The following is a 20653-nucleotide window of genomic DNA, read 5'->3' on the forward strand; positions in this document are numbered from 1 at the left end:
TGTCCGAGCCACTACGCATGATCCAACTCGCCATAGTCCCGGTTCGGCTCTATGCATGGGCGCGTCTTTCCGGAATGACACTCCGGGATCAGGGCTATCTGGTGCATGCGGCGTTGCGCAAGGCATTCGGAACGGCGGCCCCACAGCCTTTCGTGGTCCTTGAGCCAAGTCGTTCAGCGAGCGCCCCGGAATTGCTGACGGTACTGGGCTATGGCCGGGCGGATAAACACTTGCTTGCGCAACACATGGCCGAAGTGGCGCAACCGTTGTTGTCCGAGGCTCTGCCGGGCGATTACATGGCGCACAAGGACATGCCCCAGGCTTGGCCTTCCGGCAGCCGATTCGGATTCCGCGTGAGCTGCTGCCCCATCGTTCGAACTTCGGGCGGCGCTGAGAAGGATGTCTACCTTGCAGCAATGGAACGCGCCCAAGACGGGGAACAGCCCGACCGGGAAGCCGCATATACCGCGTGGCTGCGCCGCGAACTGGGCCGAGGCGATGCCGCTGAGCTACTGTCCGCCTCCATGCGGGCCTTTCGCCTGGTGCAGCCCATGCGCCGAAAGGAGCGAGGTGCCCCACCCAGCACCATCAGGACACGCCCGGAAACGGTGCTGGAAGGAACGCTGGCGGTCAGAGACGGAGCAGGGTTTGCCGCCCTGCTGGAACGTGGTGTAGGCCGTCACCGGGCTTTCGGCTACGGCATGCTGCTGCTCTCGCCAAGCAAGGAGTAGTAATGTTTGGGCGCCTGGGGCTTGAAACCGCTCGAATCCCGCATGCGGACCGCCATGGCTTGCTGTGGCTTGGCAGGGGGCAACTTACCGTGCAGGCGGGCACGCTGCGCTTCGCCACAGCGGGCTGCGAGGGGTTGGAGCCTGGGGAATACGACATTCCCTACCAGCAAGTGTCCTGCATACTGCTGGGGCCGGGATGCTCGATGACACACGACGTCCTGCGACTGGCCGCACGCCATGGAACAATGCTGATGGCCGTGGGAGAAGACGGGGTGCGGTGTTATTCCGCGCCGCCGTTCGGTCCGGACGAAAGCCGTCTTGCACGAAAGCAGGCCATTGCATGGGCCGACCCCGACGAGCGCATACGGATTGCCCGGCGTATGTATGCATGGAGGCTGGGGGAGGTTTTGCCCACGCGCGATGTTTCCGCACTGCGGGGCATAGAGGGAGCGCGCATGCGCGAAACATACAAGCTGACCGCCGCGCGCTACGGACTGAACTGGAACGGGCGCCGTTATGATCGACAGAACCCGGAAGCAGCCGACCCACCGAACCAGGCACTGAACCATGCCGCATCAGCCGTCCAGGCGGCTGCCGAGATTGCTGTTGCGTCAACCGCAACCATCGCGCAACTCGGCTTCATCCACGAAGAATCCTCTCGCTCATTCGTTCTGGATATCGCGGATTTGTTCCGTGACAGTCTGACGCTGCCCTGCGCTTTTGAGGCAGTAAAACTCTGGCGCAAACAACCAGATATCGCTCTTGAGCGGCACGTGCGACGACTGACCGGCAGCCGCATGCGCAAGACGGGTACCATCCCGGCCATGATCGACCGCATCAAGGAGTTGTTCGATGCCGATGACCGTGGTGGTGACTCGTAACGTCCCTGATCGCTTCCGGGGCTTTCTGGCCTCTTGCCTTCTAGAGGTGTCGCCCGGAGTATACACCCACCCGCGCCTCTCGCGGGCTGTGCGCGAACGGGTGTGGACAGTGCTGGCAGGATGGTTCGCGGAGGTGGACGGAGCCTCCATCGTCATGGTTTATGCCGATGGGGGCGAAGACACCGGCCAGGCTATTCGTGTTCTCGGCGAGCCTCCGCGTGCGCTTGTAGACGCGGATGGTGTGATCCTGAGTCGAATGCCGCGGCTTGGCACCCCCTGAAGTCCAATTCCGTTATACAACATACGGCAAGATAGATAGCAAGGGTTCCCCCCGCGCCTGCGGGGATAGGCCCAGATCATGGCCCGCGCCGTGCTCGTCGCGCAGGTTCCCCCCGCGCCTGCGGGGATAGGCCCGTTCCAAACGCTTCTGCGGTTGCGGGTGTCCGGTTCCCCCCGCGCCTGCGGGGATAGGCCCCAAAGACTCTTCCGCCATCAATCGACAGCACGGTTCCCCCCGCGCCTGCGGGGATAGGCCCGAGGGGCACGAGGCGGGGTGAGCGAGATCAACGTTCCCCCCGCGCCTGCGGGGATAGGCCCAGTCCCGTGGTGGGGTCAGACGAACGGGACAAGTTCCCCCCGCGCCTGCGGGGATAGGCCCATCAGCCCCTTTTCCGCCTCGATGACGCGGCCGTTCCCCCCGCGCCTGCGGGGATAGGCCCTGCTCGACGGGCGTGTTGGCCACGTTGCCGCCGTTCCCCCCGCGCCTGCGGGGATAGGCCCTCAATGCCATTTTGCGCAAGCGGGGCGCTGCAGTTCCCCCCGCGCCTGCGGGGATAGGCCCGCCGCCGCCTGCGGGGCAACGAGGCCATTGCCGTTCCCCCCGCGCCTGCGGGGATAGGCCCAAGGTGCGCGACCGGCTCGAAGCGGCCCGCAAGTTCCCCCCGCGCCTGCGGGGATAGGCCCGCGCGTCATGCCGGTCGCCTTGTCCGTGACGAGTTCCCCCCGCGCCTGCGGGGATAGGCCCCCGGCCCACCAGGCGCGCACGGTGTCCCAGTTGTTCCCCCCGCGCCTGCGGGGATAGGCCCTGAACAGGAAAGGATGGTGGGAGTACGAGCCTGTTCCCCCCGCGCCTGCGGGGATAGGCCGTATTGCGCCACGCGGTCCAGCAGATCGTCCAGGTTCCCCCCGCGCCTGCGGGGATAGGCCCGCAAGGAGCAAAGCCATGACGAGTCTGACTACGTTCCCCCCGCGCCTGCGGGGATAGGCCCTACCCTCACGGTTCGATCGGCTGTTGATCAGTGTTCCCCCCGCGCCTGCGGGGATAGGCCCTGCGCGGTGGCCGGGACAGCCCCCGGCGTGCTGTTCCCCCCGCGCCTGCGGGGATAGGCCCCACCTTTAACAGGTCATTCGCCATATAGCGGCGTTCCCCCCGCGCCTGCGGGGATAGGCCCCACAGCGCCGCGCCCGCCAGCACGGCCAGCGCGTTCCCCCCGCGCCTGCGGGGATAGGCCCTGGGCCAGCAGGTGCAGCGTTTCGATGCTCAAGTTCCCCCCGCGCCTGCGGGGATAGGCCCTGGCCAGCCGCCCGCCGCAGACGCTACGGGACGTTCCCCCCGCGCCTGCGGGGATAGGCCCCTCGGCGATCTCCAGCGTGGTGGTGAACGTCTGTTCCCCCCGCGCCTGCGGGGATAGGCCCCCCGCCATCATGCGTGCGCCCTCGGACCGCGCGTTCCCCCCGCGCCTGCGGGGATAGGCCCTGCCCGGCGGGGCCGCCAGCGTCGGGGAGCAGGTTCCCCCCGCGCCTGCGGGGATAGGCCCCCGGCCAGCCTGTTCCGCCACGTGCTGCAGGGGTTCCCCCCGCGCCTGCGGGGATAGGCCCTGCTCATACCGCAGGGCCTCCCTGCTTTCCAGGTTCCCCCCGCGCCTGCGGGGATAGGCCCGGTGCAGGCCGGGCTAGGGTCGGGGGCCTTGGGTTCCCCCCGCGCCTGCGGGGATAGGCCCTCTCACGGAGGACACCATGCGCAACATCTGCAGTTCCCCCCGCGCCTGCGGGGATAGGCCCGCCACGGTCTGCTTTTCAAAGGACGCGCCAGGGTTCCCCCCGCGCCTGCGGGGATAGGCCGTCCATGCCTCGCCGTGCGTGTCCAGCGTAATGGTTCCCCCCGCGCCTGCGGGGATAGGCCCATCGTCCTGTCGCGCCTGTACACGCCGGTCAAGTTCCCCCCGCGCCTGCGGGGATAGGCCCTTCCTACGTCGAATGCAGATTCCCCGTGCCCCGTTCCCCCCGCGCCTGCGGGGATAGGCCCATGACCATGGACACGGTGCCGCCGGTGGTCTTGTTCCCCCCGCGCCTGCGGGGATAGGCCCTCGTTGAACGGATTCTCGTCGCCGTCGTGCGTGTTCCCCCCGCGCCTGCGGGGATAGGCCCTGGGCGAGCACCAGCGCGAAACCGCCCAGTACGTTCCCCCCGCGCCTGCGGGGATAGGCCCATGGCCGTGGCCCGCCAGGCGGCGGAGGCCATGTTCCCCCCGCGCCTGCGGGGATAGGCCCTGGGCGAGCACCAGCGCGAAACCGCCCAGTACGTTCCCCCCGCGCCTGCGGGGATAGGCCCTGGAAAAGGGGTTCGCCAAGCTTCAGGATGCCGTTCCCCCCGCGCCTGCGGGGATAGGCCCCCGCGAAGGAGCGCGCGCCATGTACCAGCGTAGTTCCCCCCGCGCCTGCGGGGATAGGCCCTGCGGAATCTTGTTGCGTATCCAGTTCGTGCCGTTCCCCCCGCGCCTGCGGGGATAGGCCCAGACGGCAGTGAACGCGCCCTGCGTGTCGTGCGTTCCCCCCGCGCCTGCGGGGATAGGCCCTGTCCGAATAACCGGAGAGGATTACCCCATGCGTTCCCCCCGCGCCTGCGGGGATAGGCCCTGGCCGACGAGGGCTGGACGGTGTGGGCCCCAGTTCCCCCCGCGCCTGCGGGGATAGGCCCTCGGCCAGTACTCCCGTGGGCTGGGATCGAACGTTCCCCCCGCGCCTGCGGGGATAGGCCCGTGTGCCAGCCGTCGGCCTACTTCCGTTCCAGGTTCCCCCGCAGGCTGGAGCAATGACAAGACCGAAGCGGATCAGCCGGAGAGATGCCTTGCGCGTCGCGTCTCTACGGCTTTTTTGGCTGCTGCGCATCGACGCCACGTGAGAGCGGCTTTTTCCCCGCATCTTTCATGTAGAGAGAATGGTCTGGCTTGGCGCCGTTTTCATACCACGGTTACCAGCGGTCCCACAGCATCTTGACTATTTCGACAGGATACATGCCGCAGTCGAACATTCTGTGATGGGTCTTGCAAAGATATGCTAGGTTGTCAGGGGGGTCATTGCTTGGATCGTGATTCAGGTGCGCCACGTCCAAGGCCACGGCCAGCGTAAAACCGCAAACGGCACAGCAAGTGACGGGTAGGCTGCTTTGGCCATACGGCGTGTGATTGTGCGCCGTTTTCCCATGTTGTTTCCTTTGTCGTGGCCGCTCAATCCAGAATATTACCTACAGGATAATCCGCCATGAGCACACTTGGAGGAGGCGGCCCGACTTTGCTGCTTCCCGCACATAAAACAACCCGGCCTCCCGGACTGATAATTTTTCCACAGGGAGAGGGCATGAAACTCGGCCAAGCAGAAACTCCTGTACAGAAAAGAGCGGCCCCATACCGATTATGCGCGGTACGGGGCCGGTTCCTTTGAGCAAACAGCCTTTGCCAGCACAGTGACGAAACCATGCGACCTGTCTTTCATGTGAATAACGGAAGGCAGGCTTTTTTTTTATTGCCACACCACGCCTGACATTTTTCTTGCAATAAAAATGCGTTGCATTGTGTGCCATGATCTGCTTCAAAGGAATATGTGGTTCCGTGGACGTTGCACACCTCCCGATCCAGTGCATCGTCCGGGTGCCTCCCCCTCCAGGAAGCCCCATGCCCCTTCCCCCCGGTTGCATGGGGCTTCTCTCGTGGCTGTGCAGTCGATGTGGGCTTATCCCCGCGTCTGTGCCGCGACTTGGCCTTGGCCTGCCGATGCCGCATGCCATGATGGAACTGGAATCATGCACCCAGCCTGCCGCGACACTCCGCGCCCCCTGTCCGTCAATGTGCGGAGGATGCCCACAGCCTGTGCGGCAGAGGGACAGAACCCTGTCTCCCGGCAATCGGTCAAGGTGATACGCGGTATACAGTCTGGCGCTGCCCGTTTGGAGTACGTGTTCCTGGGGCTTGCGGTAGCTTGCCCCCCTTGGGGGGGGCACAAAATGGACACACCACATCATTCCACCAGGCGGCGGAAAATACAAAGAGCATGCACGGCCCCTGCGATCCCCTCCGCACTCCGCGCAGCCGCCGCAGCCTGTACGGCACCACCAGAGACGGGACATGACAGATAGGCAAGGCCGGGAAAAATCCCGGCCTTGCCCTTACGCCCTTCCAATCACCAGGGGAACGTTTCGCGTTTTCACCCATGTATGAAAAATGTCAGATGTCCGCACTAAAGTATGCTCGTCAACGACTGGAGCACACATACATGGAAGACACAAGTTTATACTGCGACATCCTGACAGTCCTCAAACCGTACTACAAGCGTACGCCACCAAGTGGTACGTGGCGCAGCCTGCTCTCCCTCCACCCTGCCCCTGCCGTTCTCGCCAGGACCATCATCGCCCTGGAAGACGAAGGCCACCTGGAAAAGAGCGACCTCGAAGGAAATGACTTCGATGATCCCGTGCACAACTGGCGCTTCAACGAGTCCACGCTAGGCATAACGGCCAAGGGCATCGACTTCCTGATACAACACTGCCCGCACCAAGCCACCTACACCGTACAGATACTCAACGCTGCCCAGAGAACCAACAGGACAAAGAAAGGCTGACATGTTTCTCACAGTTCACCAGGCTGCCAAACGTGCCTACCGCACCGAGAGTGCCATCTACAAGGCCGTCCGGAACGGCAAGCTGATGGCTTACCAAACCCGGCGCCACAGAAAAATCAGCATTCATCAGGCCGATCTTGATGCATGGATCGCCGCAACAAAAGTCGGTCGTCCGCGCAAACAGAAAAACACCAAACCGGAAGCCACCACTTCTCTCAAACAAACGGAGCCTGCATGCAACGCGCCCTCCTGCTCCCCCAATTGCTGCTGTTGCTCGGCGTGTTGACACTCACCAACGTCGGGTGCGAACGCGCCCCTGATGCCTCCCCCAAGGCCACCTACGACACATGGGACATGCTGGCGCGCAGTGACTTCCAGCTTGTCAGCCGCAACGGCGGCCAACTATCAGGCAACAGACAGCCAACCCTGTCGTTCCACCGCGACAACCGGGTAAGCGGCAGCATCTGCAATCGCTTCACTGGGCATGGATACGTGGTCAATGATCACCTGATTCTCACCGGCCTGATCTTCAGCAGCATGCTCTGTGCCGATTCGGAATTGAACGCCCTCGAAACGGAATTCGGCGCAGCCCTCAGGCAGGGGGCCCGCATTACCCTGCAAAATGACCAACTCCACCTGTGGGGGGACGGGATAGACCTTGTCTACATCCGCAAGTGGTCCAAGTCGGCAAAGCCATAGCCGCCTGCCCCTCAGCCCGCCAAGCGGCGACGACGGTCTCCGGCCAGATGTGGGCATGGAGCCTCTCCGGGAGATTGGAATGCGTTCACCGGTATACACCTTGCTGCACTATGGCCCCCGTCTCGGCAGCCAGATGCACATATTCGTCGCGGTTCATGACGATGAACTGTACCTGTCTGGCATCTCAAACACTTCGCTCTGCGGCAAGGTCAGCAGCGATGAGGTGCCGTTGGATGTCTTCATGCTGGGCAAACGGGAAATGGCGGCCCACATGCTGCACGAGTTCAAGAACTCGGCAGAACACGTAACTGTTTGCTCCCACTGCGTGAAGGCATTCCAGGGCCAATAGTCCTGTCTGTGCTCACAGCCCCCTTCGGCCTTCTGCGGGATTTTTGTTTCCCATCACAGACGCGCTCTGCCTTGCCAACTGCATATAACGAAAGCCAACGCCTTTGCCCCGTTGAGGACAAAGAGCAGATACTTCTTCGAAGAAGCCAAGCACTGTTGTTCCACACGAAATAAACGGACCCTTAAAACACGAGGGGAGCCCGCCAACTCCGCCGCATAGCTCAGCTGCGCAAAAACGAACACCTCAGGCCACCTTGTGAACGCATTGGCCAGCGGCCCCATAAATCGTTGACGGCTCTTTGGCCTTCAGCGCCCCATGGCAATGCCCCTATTCGTCGCCTGGTGTCTTCACGGTCACATGCAATACAGTTGGCCCGGTTATCAGCTACAAACGCTCCCCCACCGTGCAATTTCACGAGTACTCAATCATGAAGGATTTCGCATCGCGCCCCCTCTTTGTCATGCTGCTTGCTTTCATGTTCACCACTGCGATGATTACCGACATACCCGACTACGATATCATACATATTTGCCGCAAGAAGACAGAAAAAATATCAGCCAACTATGAATCATGTCTGTGGTACGAAGAAGATTCACGAGATATTCTCTTTAACATATGGAATAAATTATGTGTTACGAATTCCATGAAAGCATCATGCAAGGATTCTTGTGACAATTACTCCTGCATATTGAGTTGTATTACTAAAAAAACTGACGTTAGAATATGGAGCCTATTCCCTTAAAGAATGCACAGCGCACCATACTGAAATATATCTCTATTCATATATATCTTCGCACTGCAGCATAAGCGATGGCACAGGAGCATATACATCATCATATTCTGAAAAATTATGGTCTCCCACACCATATCGGACTACTTTATGGACTCCAGATGGAGTCGCCAAATCCCCCTCAGTTGCCAGACTGCCTTCAAAGGGCCTTTGTTACACTTGGGTTCTCCCAGCAAGATGCCTTCTTTTCCGCCCACGGACTCCACAAGATACCTTTAGGCCCTGTAAACGCCACATTGGTTCTAGTTTCGCGGCACCCGTTCCGTTACGACACGCCCACCAGCGCCGCCCTGTCCGCTGGCGACCACCCCCAGAGAGTGGCCGGTGATTTTCGGTACGGCAAGCTACGAAGAATCCGGGCACATCCTACCGCCAACCATCCACGCCCCTGATGCCGCTCATGACAGGCAGCATTGCAGGCTACTTTGACTGCCGGAAGCACACCCCACTTCCCCATGATGCTTCCGGCCACGACTGGAGACAGAGAAAAATCAGGCGTATTGTGTAGACATGACACACGGCGCGCACTCGCCGTTCGGCCTTGGAAACCCCATGGCGAGCAGTAACCAGTGAACAGGCTCCCCGCCGTTGGGGAGCCTGTTCCAGTTTGGCCCGGGACCCCGCCCATCAGCAAAAGACAGCATCGGAGAGAGCCGACACAATTCCATTGCCAACGGCGCAATCTCATCTGACAATTATCCAACACGCGGGCAATGCATAAAATAGTTGCACTCCGCACAGCGATATGGTCTATGGCAATCAAGAGTTTCGCACAGGTGGTGCACACCCCCCCTGATGCATCACCGACAATGCGAACTCCCCCCCCCAGGAAGCCTCATGCCACCCTCTCCAGGCATGAGGCTTCTGCTTTTCGCTTCGTGCCGCATCGTTCCGATCAGCCCAGTCCACGTTTTCGGACACCCGTTACAGCTTTCCAGAGCGATGCCGCGCCTGCGCAACATAACCGCCCGCCCTCCTGTCGCCTCGCTAGGCGCGGCAGGCTCCGTCACGCAATGCCTTCCACCCACCGCCCCGGCCATGCCTGTCCCTACCGCCTGCCGTGTTCCGCAGATCAGGGTGTCTTTCCAGGCAAAGGTCGCAGGACCATCTCCCACAGCACGGCCAAGCGGACGTTAAAGATGTCGCCACGCCGGGGCTTGATGGCGAACGCCTCGATGGGGCAGGACTCCACATCATGGACCTCCGCCACCTGTCGCGCCTTCTCCTCGATTTCAGCCGCAAGTTCCGCCAGTTCCTGCTGCACGAGGGCAAGGGCCTCCCCGGCCCGCTGCACGTCATCCCGCTCCCGCGCCACACGCCCGGCACTTCTGAATCCGGTAGCCACCCGCGAAACATTGCCCGCCGAAAACGTCTTGCGTCCGAAAAAGGCGTCGATCATCGCGGTGCCGAAGGAAATCAAAGCATCGGCGGTCCTGGACTGCACATCGCCCTGCTCGCGCTCCAGCCGCCCCTGGGCCGCCAGCAGTTTCTGCTCCAGGCTTTTCTGGCGCGCAGCGTATTTGCGCCGCAACGCTTCCAGCGCCACACCCCTCCGCCCGCGCAGGGCATCCGCCACACGCACCTTGAAATCGTTCGCGGATTCGCCGGGGCGGGATTCCATCTTGAGCGATGCTGCGCGGTAAAGTTCCAACTGGCGGGACTGATAAAGAAAGTCGCTGAAGGACTTGTGCAACGACTTCATGTCCTTCAGACGGGTAATGGCCACCGGAAGCTCATGGAACCGGCTGCCCGTCGGGGCTCGCGGCAGGCAGTCATCCTCCGCGAAGGGGATGTCCAGCGCCTCCGCCCAATTGGGACGGACAAAACGGTCGTCGAGATACAGCCGCAGGGCGATGTCCTGCTGTTCGTCTATGTTCCTGCCTGAGTCGTGAAAACGCAACGTCGCCCGGGCGGAAAGCCACGGTTCGAACACAGGGGCAGCGCTCGCCATGGGGGGGAGATAGTAGCGCTGCTCAATGGCGTTCGCGACAAAAGGAGGCGCGCCGCCCGCGTCGTCGGCACGCCAACTGGGCGCCGTCGACGCCACGACGGGAACGGCGGCGTCGACATCGTCCGGCGTCACGCGCGTTTCAAGTGCTAGCCGCTTGATGTCTTCGCCCGCGATGGGGCCTTTCAGATAGGACATGGTCCAGCGTGTCTCGAACAGCAACGGCTCTTCCTGGTGCGCCGAAGTCAGCAAGAACTGCCGCCCCTTCAAGCGCGCCAGCAGGCCTTTCACCTGGGTGAGTTCCAGTTTTCCATCGCTTGCCCCGGCAATCCCCCCGGCCACCCGCTCCTGATCCTGAGTGGTTTGCAGCCGCCCGACAAACCATGTGCCGATATTCGCCAATCCCTTGTAGTCAAGATCCACCGGGTTCTGGGTGGAAAGAACCACCCCAAGCCCAAAGGCCCTCGCCTGTTTGAGCAAGACGAGCATCGGCCTTTTGGATGGCGGGTTGGCTATCGGGGGGAAATACCCAAAAATTTCGTCCATGTACAAAATCGCCTTCAGAGACGGCGTGCCCTGCTGCCGCCGCATCCAAGCGATGACATGGTTGAGCAGCATGGTGACGAAGAACATCCGTTCCGCGTCCGAGAGATGGGCGATAGAAAAAATGGCTGTTTGCGGACGCCCCTCCTCGTCATAAAGGATGCGCTGGATATCCAGCGGGCGGCCCTGGGTCCACGCGGCGAAGGAAGGGCTGGCAATGATGTTGTTCAGGCGCATGGCCAGTGCCAGGCGATCGTTCTGCGGAAAAAAGCCATCCATAGGGAAGACCCCGATCCGCGCGAACGGCGGGCTGACGATACCGCCGATGAGGCTTTCCATGGTCAGTCCTTCGCCCTTGCGCCAGTGATGCAGGAACAGCGAACTGACCAGGATGTGCTCCCGGCTTTGCAAGGGGTCTCCGTGCACGTCGATGAGGCTCAGCAGGCTGGTGACGGTGGAACCGACCAACGCGTTCAGGACATCGCCTTCCGCCAGAACATCGGCTGGCGGTGACGCGAAATCGCCCAGCACGGATATCGGCGTGCCCAGACTGGAACCGGGGGTATAGAGGGTGAACCTGGCTTTCCGCCGCAGGATGCCGATGCGTTCCTTTGCCTGGCCGTAGCCGAACAGTCCCTCCTCCCAGGTTTTCGATACCTGCGCGGCGTAGGCCTCGACGGTCAACCCCTTGCGGCTGGCCTCTACCGGATCGACCCAGGGCTGGAAATCCGCGGGGGACAGCGAGGGAAAGGTAAGCAGCAGGTTGGCCATGTCCCCCTTGGGGTCGATGATGATCGAGGGAATGTCATCCATAATGGCTTCCTCGATCAGGCCAATGCCAAGGCCTGTCTTGCCGCTGCCGGTCATGCCTATGATGGCAGCATGCGTAGTGAGGTCCTTGTTCCGGAACAGCAGGGGAGCCCGTGCCGCCGCGCCATCCGTGATATCCAGTTCCCGCCCCAGGTAGAAGAGACCTAGTTGTTCATAACCTTGCGTGACAGCCATGGTGTACCTCCGTGTCAGAAAGACCGGCCTCAAAGAACATGCTGGATATGTTGACGCAAAACGGCTTGCCGCTGCCAAGGTACAAACCGCCACGACCACGGCGCGGCGCGGTGGAGAGCCTTTTACACCGAATCCGCTCCCGCTGGCGGGTAAATGCCGCGCGGCATTTCCGCGCCATGCACCAAGGTCCGCCGAAAAGATGGAGATTCCGCCAACACGTCTGCATACGGGCGATGCGCCTCTTCATGGCCACAGACACCTTGCCACCATGGCGCGGCGCTACCCTTACCCCAACCGATACCCGTACGGTCCATGGAAAAGGCGTGTTCCTTCCCCGTTAGCACCGCATTGTGCGTACACATCATCATGCGGCGACATGTACCGCACGCAGCCATTCCGTCGCAAGTTGATGCACGGAACTATTGCGAACCATGGGAGAAAGCACACCCGCGTGTCTGTTATCCCAAATAACATATTCAACGGAACCTTCAGGTTCCATTGTATTCCTGTACACATGCTCCATGATCGGAATGTGGTCTCCAAACCAGCAGAGGCTTGCGGGAAACCGACAATCACCCAGAACATTACGCAAGGCTGCAATCATTCTGTTTGCATTTCTCAAGTGGCGCAAATATACGGTAAGTTCGTCGCAACCTTCAGGAGGCGGTATGCTGTAGAGTGAGGAAACATCCTTGTCGGTGACCCTTTCCAGATGCAACGGGCCATGGTTCTCCATGGTAATTACGAAGATAAAGACGGGAGCTGTCCTTTCCGCCAGGATTTGCGCGACCTTGTCCGCCACGGCAAGGTCGCTTACGTAGGGCCCGAAACGCTCTGCGCCAGTAAACGCGCGAACATCAAGAAATTCGTCGAATCCCAGCCGAGGATGGACCCGGTCCCGCAGATAAAAACTTGCGGAGTAAGGATGAAGGGAGATAGTGCGGTAGCCAAGCCCCCGAAGAAAGCCGGCAACGGTGGGCACATTCCATCCTCTGACCACGGTGCGGTACGGGTTGAAACGATGCACGCCCAAGCAGTCCTGCCGCAACGCGCTCAAAAAAGCGAACTCTGTACGCACCGTATTGGCGCCCCATGCGGGCACAGTCAGTTTGCCATGCGTCACGGCCTCGACCTTGAGCATATCGAACTCGTCCAGCACCTCCCGTCGAATACCGGCAAAGAGTGGCCGGGGATCGAAAAAAGACTCGCTTTGCACGGCCACAAGATTGGGCAACGGGCTGGCGCCCCCAGGCCGCAACACCACAAAGGGTGAGATGACGACCGGGAGATTGCGCCCCTCGCCAGCGTAACGCCACAAACTGGCGAGCAACCCCAAGGCGGCAACATCCTCCCGGGCATCGCAACGCACTGGCGGCCTGGCATGGCTTGCGGCGGTGATTAGCAACAACGCGACGCCCAGCGCCACGGCGATGCCACCAAACTGCCCCGCCCAAGCGAAGCGGTTCGGCGGCGCCACATCCCCATACAATCCGGCCGCCACCGCCGCGCTGCCTCCAAGTACGGCAAGCGCAAGCCTTCCCCAGCCCAGAAACGGGATATACAGACGCGGGTGCCGCATCGCATCCGTAAAGTACTCGAAGTCCTGCAACACAAACGGCTCGCGCAACACGCGGAATTTGGCGTTGTTCACCAGCACCAGCACCAGCAGAACAGCCGAAACCCCGAACGTGGCGAACCACGGGCGGCCAAGCGGCAGCAAAAGCGCGCCATACGCCAAAAGCCACACGCCGCAGTGAAGGCACCAGGCCGCCGGGGGCCTGGACCATCGGGGCACGGGCGTCAGCAGCCTTTCGATGCCCACCGACAACGCCAGCCCGGCGGACGCGGACGCCAGCACCATGGCGAAGGCGGGTTCAACGGCCATAACCCAGCCTGCGGACGATGCGGGATGAAACAGCGGCGGGCAGTACCGCCAGCCACCATGTTCCCCAGTTCAGCGGAAAGGGGAAGCTGATGCGCGCCCGGTCCCGTTCCAGGCCTTGCCGGATATGCCGGGCCGCTTTTTCGGGCGCCCAGAGAAACGGCTTGGGCCCGGGCATGCCGTCACACATGGCGGATTTGACATAGCCGGGCATGATGACGCTGACGCGTATCCCCCGTGGGGCCAGCCACCCGCGCAGCGACTCGCCATATGCCTTCAGTGCGGCCTTGCTCGCACTGTACGCGGGGGTGAGCGGCAGCCCGAAGTAGCCAGCCAGGGAACTGAAAACGGCGATCTGCCCGCTGCCGCGCTCTAGCATGCCCGGCACCAGGGCGGTGATGACGGAAATGGCGCCCTTGATGTTCACGTCAAGCACCGCTTCGGCCTCGTCGCGGGGCTCGGGTTCGCCGTGCACACCGATGCTGGTGTTCACGCCAGCCGCAAGAATCGCCAGATCCGGTCCCCCCGGCGCACAGTTTTCATGCAGCCAGCGGCACAGTGTCCCTGTCTGGCGGACATCGCAGGCATGGGTCATGACGATGGCGCCGGCACGTCGGCACACCCCGGCAAGGCGTTCCAGCTTCGCGATGTTCCTGCCGTGCAGGTACAGGACGACATCCGGGCCGGCATAGAGTTCCGCCAATGCCGTACCAATGGCCCCGGTTGCGCCTGTGATCAGGATACTCTTCGCAATTGTTTCATTCCGCGCTGTCACGCCGCCTCCTGTCGCGCATGTCCCAGTACAACACCATCCCGAAGGCCATGCATGCCGTCAGACAAATGGGCAGCAGCACGATATTCCCCGTGCTGATGACAGCCGCGGTTGTCAATATGGAATACGCAAAAGAAAAAAACTCGCCATACCGCAGATAGACATCGATCTTCGGCTTGGGAGAACAGGCCTCGTCCGAGGATTTCGGAGTGCGGTTGAATTCCTCGTAAACCCCCAGCAGGGCACGGATGCCGCCGACGAAATAGTACAGGGACATGGGCAAGAAAAGCCCGATGTACATGTACACACACCCAAGCGTCTTCAACACCCCCTTGCCGACGGCGAAATCCCTGCCCATGGGGGAGCCGACGATGTTGGCCACGCCCCAGACGGCGACAAGGACAAAGAACGCCAACGCGGCAACCATGAACCCTGCGCCCTCGAACTGGAAAAAAAGGGCAAGCGGCAGGCTCAGCAGGAACAAGCAATAGATGGAGGCCAGCAACAGCGACGAAAACATCATGGAAACAGCATGCATGCGCTTGAGCATGGGCATCTTCTTCCTGAACATGCCGCCGCAGTGACGGAAGGCGCTGTGGATGAGCCCCCGCCCCCAACGTTCGCGCTGCACCCTGAAGGCGCTGACGGTTTCCGGCAATATGGACATGGAGACGACATCCCGCAGGTACGCATAGTTCCAGTCGTCAAGCTGCGCCTTGTACCCGATGTCCACGTCTTCCGTGGCCGTGGCGGCCTTCCAGCCCCCCAGGGCCTCCATGCAGGCCCTGCGCCAGACACAGGAACTGCCGCTGAGGGATGCCATGTTGCCCGCCTCGCTCAAGCCCACGGTGACGAACTGCTGATGCCCCATTTCCAGCGCCTGGAACTGCGTCAGGAAGGAAGCATTCCGGTTCTCGTAGTCAATGCCGGTTTGCAGGAAGCCAAGGCCAGCATCCCTGAAACAGGGAATGGTCTTGAGCAGGAAGTCGGGCGGCGGGACAAAGTCCGCATCGAAAACCGCCAGAAATTCCGCCTCAATCCGCGCAGCGCCGTAGCTCAGGTTCCCTGCCTTGGCGCAACGGCGCGATTGCCGCTTCAGGTAGCGGATGTTCACGCCCGAGGCCGCGCGCGCCTCTGTCAACGCCCTGGCCATGTCGCTGGTGGCGTCCGTCGAATCGTCCAGAATCGCTATTTCCAGCTGTTCCCTGGGATATTGCAAGCTGCAGACGGCGTCGACAAGCCGCCCGATGACCCCGGATTCGTTGCAAACCGGCAGCAGAACGGCCACCTTGGGATAAAAAGTCTCATCCTTTTCAGGCAGCAGCGCAATCTCCGAAAGTTTGCGCCGTTCAACCCGGCTGGAAATCCCGACCATCCGCAGTTCAAGCAGCACGTAAACCGCAAAGCAACAAATCACGAAGTAAAACATGAACTCCAGTAACAAGGCTAAAAACGGCATCAATACCCCTCAGCAATCGACGATTTCACAAATATCCCGCAGGCGGTGCCCCCAGGTATGGGCGGAACGCACATAGCTGGCCCCTTCTGCGGCACGCTGCATATCCTGTTTGTCCGGACCGTGCCGCATACGCGCGAACGTCTCCCTTGCTTCCTCCTGACTGGATACGATAATGCAGTATGGAGCAAAAAATCTGCTTACACACAGACTTGGATTCGTCATGACAATGCCCCCACACGCAAGTATCTCAAGCAGCCTTCGTGAGCACATCGTCCCGGAATGCACGACGGAATTCACATTGATAGACAAGACATGCGCCTTGTACAACTTTCCCGTCTCCCAATACGGCACGCGCGGATGCACGCAGAGCGCGTCCATTTTCGGAAAGCGGAATTCGAAATATCGCGAAAAACGATCATGGTTACGATCGAAAACATCAATTCTTGCCCGGGCCTCGTGCGCCGCCTGAAAGAGCATATCCAGGTAGGAGCGGCGTTCATTCAATATCTTGCGATAGTAGCTTCCGGTGAAACAGGCGCTCGATGTCGAAAAGCCGAAACCATCAAAGCTGTGAAACATGGGCTGGTAGGCAATCATCAGGGGGGCGACCGTCGTGCTTTCGGGAACGACCGCGCGATAGCGCGGGACACACGTCACGTCCGTCGTGAAGACATGGTCGAAGTGCCTGGCGACATCGATGAAGTGCTCGAAAAAGGCGGCGTCGTCCTTGTTCCAGAACACCGTGGGAATGCCCCGTGAGCGGGCGCACTCCACCACGCGCCGGATGGTTCCGGGCGTCGTGAAGCGCAACCAGCGCGGCTGCCTGGCCAGTTCGTAGCGCCAACTCCCGTTGGAGCCATGGAACGCCGACTCCACGAACAGGAGGTCCGGGCGCCACGACCGCAGCACGTCGCGATAATTATCGGGCGTGACGTTCCTGACCTGGCATTCGATGCTCAGGCAGGTTTCGGTCAGATGGTCCGCGATGAGCGCCACCTTCAACCTGCCGAACTCCCCTCGCCGGTCGGTCACGACCGGCGGCTGGGGATATTTGTAGAAGGTCGTGCTGAATTTCCGGACGAAACGACCGATCACCAGATACACTCGCTTTGATTCCGCGGCCGCACCACATTTTCCACAAACGGCCGCCAGTTTCTATGCAACAACGCGTAGTCACGCGCCTTGCCTCCAAGCTCGACCAGCCTGGCGGGTTGACGCAAGGCCGCTTCAATGACCCCGGCAAGGCTGGCGGCATCGCCAGCCGTGAAAAACCAGCCTGCGGGGTCGCTGCCGAGTTCGTCGCGAAAAACGGGCAAATCCGGCACGATCACCGGTTTGGCCAGGGCCAGGGCCTCCACCAGTTTGATGGGCGGCACGATTTCGCAAACCTTGAACGGCTTGCGGGGAATACAGACAAGGGCGCAGCCACGCAGGATTTCAAGCGCCTTCGCGGGCTCGACCCTGCCCGAAAACTCCACGCTGCCCCCCTGCCCCAACCGGCGCACCTGCTCTTCCAACTCCTTTCTGGCTTCGCCCTCGCCGACGATTTTCAGGCGGATCCGCACGCCCCGCCGCGCCAGCAGCGCCACCGCCTCGATCAGCGTATCGAGGCCTTCGTAAGGCATGATCGACCCCGCATAGCCGATCGTGTCGGCCTGCCCCCCGGAAAAAGCGTGGCCGGGCCGCACGGCCGCGGGGTCGATGCAGTTGGGCAGCAGCGCCATGCGCTCCGGCCGCACGGCCCAATGCGACCGCGCATACCTGCCGAGTTCGCGGGAAATCACGAACAGCCTGTCCGCATGCCGGGCCACCAGCCCTTCCAGTTCCAGCCCCAGTTTGTAGCGCGCGGTATTTGCAAACCACGGCATGCGCGAGGCGCGCGTCAGTTCCCACAGGCCGCGCATTTCATAGTGGAACGGGATGCCCAGGCTGCGGGCGGCCAACAGGGCCGGCAAGGCATTGGCATGATTCGAGGCCGCATGAATGATGCCCACCCGCCTGGCCCTGGCCACCCGGGCGATCACCCTGGACGCCTGAACGGCGAACTGCAGCAGGTGGCGATTGTTCGCCGGCTGCCGGGCATGCGCATAGGCGATGCCGGCGACTATCGTCTCCTGCCCTTGCGGCTGGTCGACGCGGTCTTTCCTGTCCCAGGGGTAGCCGGGCCGCGTCAGCACATGGACGGCGGCCCCCGCATCGCGCAATGCGCAAAGCAATGCCTGGGTTCGCGTGGCATACCCCGAAATGTGATACGGCAACGAACTGGCCGGCACATACAGCAAGCTGTCCGCAACCGGCTCGTAGACCGGCCTTGCGGCCCGTGGCAGATGCCCGCACAGCCAGCCCATGCCCCATGTGGTCACGCGCCGGTCCAGCGCGAAAAACCATTCGCCCTTCTTGAACAGCCCCAAGGTCATCTTCCTTCCGCACGCTGGCGTGCGCCCGCTCACTGCGGCAATTCCGCCCTGGCAAGATCCACGGTGCGCGTGGTCGTGATCTTGCCGTGCGCGTGCAGGTCGAGAAAATCCGCCGTCGTGATGATATCGTAGTCCTTCGCCAAGCGCCGGACCAGCTTCCGGTAGTCTTCCAGCCGCTTGTCGTCCCGATAGACACCATGGCCGTTCTCGTCCCAGTACAACAGCGACCAGGAATGGAGCAGCAGGACAAGAAACGAGCTGTCCCTGCCCAGGGTGTGCGGCCACAGGATACGCCAGGGCGGATTACGGAACCTGTGGGATACGGGAAATTGCAAGCGCCCCCACCAGTTGCGGCAGACGACGGGGTTGAACAGACGCTCCGTTGCCGGAACCTCGATAACCCCGTTGGACCAGCGGTAGGGATGCGGCGTCGGTTCGCCATAGGTACTCAAACCATTGGCAAATGCGTTCATCGAGCCGTTGAACGACAACGCGATGCCCGCGCCCTTCAACGCGCGAATCGTGCTGGCATTCCAGCGGAAGGAACCCGCGCGAAACGCCCTGAGCGGTTTGCCCGTGACATCCGAAATAAACCTGCCGAAGTGGCTGACAACAAACAGGGCCTTTTCCGGCCCGTACTGGTTCATGAAACGCGGTCGATACCTGAAGCCGTGCGGCTTCCAGAAATCTTCGGGAAGATACTCCGGGTGGGCATGCAACTGTACGTCCTGCCCGGCGACATCAAGCCAGCGCACGACATCGCGGATTTCGTCCTGATAGGCATGCGCACCGCAGACATCGACGAAAAAGACATGCCTGGCGTTCACTTCGTCGCCGATGGCGCACATTTCACGAATGCCGGCCGTGCCTCTGGCGTGCTGCCCCCAGACGAGATGCCTGACGTGCTCACCGGAAGCCCGCTTGGGCAGGGCCTCGGTGTCGACGGTGAGCAGGGCAAAGCGACAACCGCAGACACTCATAATGCTGTATATTCCTGTATGATTATCATTTTTTTACACACATCGTCCATGAGCAACGGAAAGAGCTATTTTAGGAACAGTTTTTCTTGCGCACCACGGGCGGCTTGCATCGCCCCGAAAGCAACACACAGTTCAACGGTAAATAGCACCTGCTTCTCTCATAGCCAGACACTCAGCCATGTTCCAAATGCAAAGGCGCTACTACCCAGCACTACCGAATATTTGACACTCCTGCGCTGCCGTACAACACTTGGTCATAGAGTCGCGCCACGAGCGACACATCGAAACTCGACTTCATATAATGAACGCAAACCGCAGAATCCGCCGCCCACAGTCTTGGATTCCTTGAGTATTCAAGAACCTTGGTCGCCATGGCGTTAGTATCTGCATAAATCCAGTCGCTACGATAAACCTCGTCAGCCCCTTCCCAGTTGCGCATAATCGGCAATGCGCCTGAAGCCCCCCCCTCGGCTACAGACTGATGAGTGCCTTCAAAGTCGCTAACCGACAGGATGAAACCTATCTTTCGATACCACTCCCCCATATTGGCGTCCCAGCCATCAAAAACAACCCCTTCCCTCAGAACGGGGTTGGACGTAATGCGATCCAACTGCTCGGTAAAATACTCCAACTCAGCCGGTCTATTTCTAAGCCATGTGTATTCTGTTGGGGACTTCCCCTTAATGAACAATTTAAAACGCTGGTCTCGAGAACGGCATGCTTCCAGCACATCCAGTGCCAAGTCCAATCGTTTACGTTTGGGAGCGATACCAACGATTCCTATATTATATATGCTATGGGCTGTTTTTTGGCGATTATAATACGCACAATCAATTGCATTTGGAATAACAAAAAACCTATCACGCAAACTCTCCCAGCCAAATTTATCAATTGCATCTCGGCATGTATGCTTCGAAACAAACACCACACAGTCTATATTATCCATTTTAGCCTGCTTTGGATATTCTGTCTCCAACTCCTGCAAATGAAAGCGGACAATCAAACGCTGTCCCTGGCGCTTGTACTGCGAATACCACACTGCATTTCCAAGAAACCATTCACAAAAAATAATATCCGCCTTCCCTAGCAGGTCTTCGCTCTCCTTAATGTCATGTTTTTTATGCCCATCCCAATAATGTTGAATGACCTCGTTTGTTAAAGCAAAATGCGCAGATAGCCCTTCCAAAAATTTAAGATCATGCCCAACAATGCCAAGAAGTGGAAATTTATCTGCCATTGCAATCGGCTCCAAGCTTGCATATTCCACTCTCTTCAGCCCCGCACCAAGCCTGGGCACGAGAGATG

15 protein-coding genes and 1 CRISPR repeat array are annotated in these 20653 nt (G+C 60.7%); of the genes, 7 read left to right on the forward strand and 8 right to left on the reverse strand.

The window, feature by feature from the left end; all coding sequences use genetic code 11:
- Positions 1-17 precede the first annotated feature (17 nt).
- The 7 genes from DESTE_RS03725 (at position 18) to DESTE_RS03750 (ending at position 7552) form a co-directional block, all read left to right on the forward strand.
- Positions 18-731, forward strand: a complete 714-nt coding sequence (locus tag DESTE_RS03725) for a type I-E CRISPR-associated protein Cas6/Cse3/CasE (protein ID WP_198015314.1) — start codon at positions 18-20, stop codon at positions 729-731.
- 2 nt (positions 732-733) lie between these two features.
- A complete protein-coding gene (gene cas1e / locus DESTE_RS03730; RefSeq protein WP_007525978.1) occupies positions 734-1612 on the forward strand; it encodes a type I-E CRISPR-associated endonuclease Cas1e in 879 nt (292 codons plus the stop codon).
- A complete protein-coding gene (gene cas2e, locus DESTE_RS03735; protein WP_245590899.1) occupies positions 1590-1892 on the forward strand; it encodes a type I-E CRISPR-associated endoribonuclease Cas2e in 303 nt (100 codons plus the stop codon). The genes cas1e and cas2e overlap by 23 nt, the downstream gene beginning before the upstream one ends.
- Positions 1893-1936: 44 nt before the next feature.
- A CRISPR array of direct repeats spans positions 1937-4649; the repeat unit is 29 nt; unit sequence GTTCCCCCCGCGCCTGCGGGGATAGGCCC.
- Positions 4650-6159: 1510 nt separating this feature from the next.
- Positions 6160-6504 carry a hypothetical protein gene (locus DESTE_RS03740; RefSeq protein WP_035065191.1) on the forward strand — a complete coding sequence of 115 codons (345 nt, stop codon included), beginning with the start codon at positions 6160-6162 and terminating at the stop codon, positions 6502-6504.
- A 1-nt stretch (position 6505) separates the two neighbouring features.
- The gene (locus tag DESTE_RS17440) at positions 6506-6790 is read left to right on the forward strand and encodes an excisionase family DNA-binding protein (protein ID WP_084559339.1); all 285 of its coding nucleotides are present in this window, start codon (positions 6506-6508) and stop codon (positions 6788-6790) included.
- Entirely contained in the window at positions 6739-7203 is a 465-nt protein-coding gene (locus DESTE_RS17100; protein WP_051384291.1) for an META domain-containing protein, read from the forward strand. Before DESTE_RS17440 ends, DESTE_RS17100 begins: the two co-directional genes overlap by 52 nt.
- A 79-nt stretch (positions 7204-7282) precedes the next feature.
- Positions 7283-7552, forward strand: coding sequence for a hypothetical protein (locus DESTE_RS03750; RefSeq protein ID WP_035065194.1), 270 nt, complete (start codon positions 7283-7285; stop codon positions 7550-7552).
- Positions 7553-9414: 1862 nt separating this feature from the next.
- On the opposite strand, the gene DESTE_RS03755 is transcribed toward DESTE_RS03750, so the two are convergent.
- The 8 genes from DESTE_RS03755 to DESTE_RS17855 form a co-directional block, all read right to left on the reverse strand.
- Entirely contained in the window at positions 9415-11838 is a 2424-nt protein-coding gene (locus tag DESTE_RS03755; protein ID WP_035065198.1) for an ATP-binding protein, read from the reverse strand.
- 364 nt (positions 11839-12202) lie between these two features.
- The gene (locus DESTE_RS03760; RefSeq protein WP_051384292.1) at positions 12203-13723 is read right to left on the reverse strand and encodes an LTA synthase family protein; all 1521 of its coding nucleotides are present in this window, start codon (positions 13721-13723) and stop codon (positions 12203-12205) included.
- Entirely contained in the window at positions 13713-14495 is a 783-nt protein-coding gene (locus DESTE_RS03765) for an SDR family NAD(P)-dependent oxidoreductase (protein WP_035065201.1), read from the reverse strand. Before DESTE_RS03765 ends, DESTE_RS03760 begins: the two co-directional genes overlap by 11 nt.
- On the reverse strand, positions 14479-15951 hold the full coding sequence (locus DESTE_RS03770) for a glycosyltransferase (RefSeq protein WP_035065203.1): 1473 nt from the start codon (positions 15949-15951) through the stop codon (positions 14479-14481). Before DESTE_RS03770 ends, DESTE_RS03765 begins: the two co-directional genes overlap by 17 nt.
- Before the next feature lie 9 nt (positions 15952-15960).
- Positions 15961-17055: a CgeB family protein gene (locus DESTE_RS03775; protein WP_198015316.1), complete on the reverse strand. Its 1095-nt coding sequence runs from the start codon at positions 17053-17055 to the stop codon at positions 15961-15963.
- The gene (locus DESTE_RS03780; protein WP_035065206.1) at positions 17043-18368 is read right to left on the reverse strand and encodes a glycosyltransferase family 4 protein; all 1326 of its coding nucleotides are present in this window, start codon (positions 18366-18368) and stop codon (positions 17043-17045) included. Before DESTE_RS03780 ends, DESTE_RS03775 begins: the two co-directional genes overlap by 13 nt.
- 29 nt (positions 18369-18397) lie before the next feature.
- Positions 18398-19348, reverse strand: coding sequence for a polysaccharide deacetylase family protein (locus tag DESTE_RS03785; protein ID WP_035065208.1), 951 nt, complete (start codon positions 19346-19348; stop codon positions 18398-18400).
- Positions 19349-19559: 211 nt separating this feature from the next.
- Positions 19560-20645: a glycosyltransferase gene (locus tag DESTE_RS17855; protein WP_156925255.1), complete on the reverse strand. Its 1086-nt coding sequence runs from the start codon at positions 20643-20645 to the stop codon at positions 19560-19562.
- Positions 20646-20653: the final 8 nt, after the last annotated feature.

Origin of the sequence: Nitratidesulfovibrio termitidis HI1, from assembly GCF_000504305.1 — a bacterium.
In the GTDB taxonomy this organism is placed as follows: Bacteria; Desulfobacterota; Desulfovibrionia; order Desulfovibrionales; family Desulfovibrionaceae; genus Cupidesulfovibrio; species Cupidesulfovibrio termitidis.